Below are 638 nucleotides of genomic sequence, written 5' to 3'. Positions count from 1 at the left end.
TCATCACCGAGTTGGCGCCAGTTGTAGCGCAACCATGGTTGATCTTGATCGCTACCTGAACAAACAACAGGGTTTTCACCAGTATTAGCCGTTGGCGCAGAGGCATCCATTCTCAACCACAGACGAACTTGCTCACGCGGCGTATCTGTTCCCGTTGGCGTATTTTGGTTTGCTGTGACCTCTTCTTCACCGCCCTTTACATTTCCATCACCACTAAGCATTGCAGACGTAATAGTCTTGCCTTCGCTGTGCCAAATCACCTGTCTACAATAATTTGCACCATTAAAACTACTGCTTCTTTTATTCTGGTCATCTTGATAGCTATCATCAGTGTTGAGAACAAACTCACTACCATTCCAGAATTCAACTCTTAGTGGGATAGTCAATGTGGCATTTGAGTTACCACCAATATCATCGAGCGCCATTCGACCATATCGGGCAGGAGGTTGAACTGGGAATGCAGCTGAATCGGTAACAGGGTCTGAATCCGTAAATGACACAGGATCAACTCCTGTCACTGTTAAACCAAAATTAGTGGCTATTGAGCTAGCATCACTGGTATTGAAAGGACCATCTCTGCGGCTAACGTCATCTGAATCCGTAACTCTTTGCAGCTCAGCTGCATTGTCATTCAGTAA

The 638-nt window shown here is 45.6% G+C and carries 1 protein-coding gene; it reads right to left on the bottom strand.

Annotation, left to right across the window (positions count from 1 at the left end; all coding sequences use genetic code 11):
* The coding region (locus AB4486_RS27395; protein WP_372119942.1) for a DUF6701 domain-containing protein at window positions 1–638 on the bottom strand (638 nt) is incomplete at both ends.

This window comes from Vibrio sp. 10N.222.55.C6, assembly GCF_041473395.1.
Lineage (GTDB): Bacteria > Pseudomonadota > Gammaproteobacteria > Enterobacterales > Vibrionaceae > Vibrio > Vibrio crassostreae_C.
This window is presented reverse-complemented; position numbering and strand designations above follow the sequence as displayed.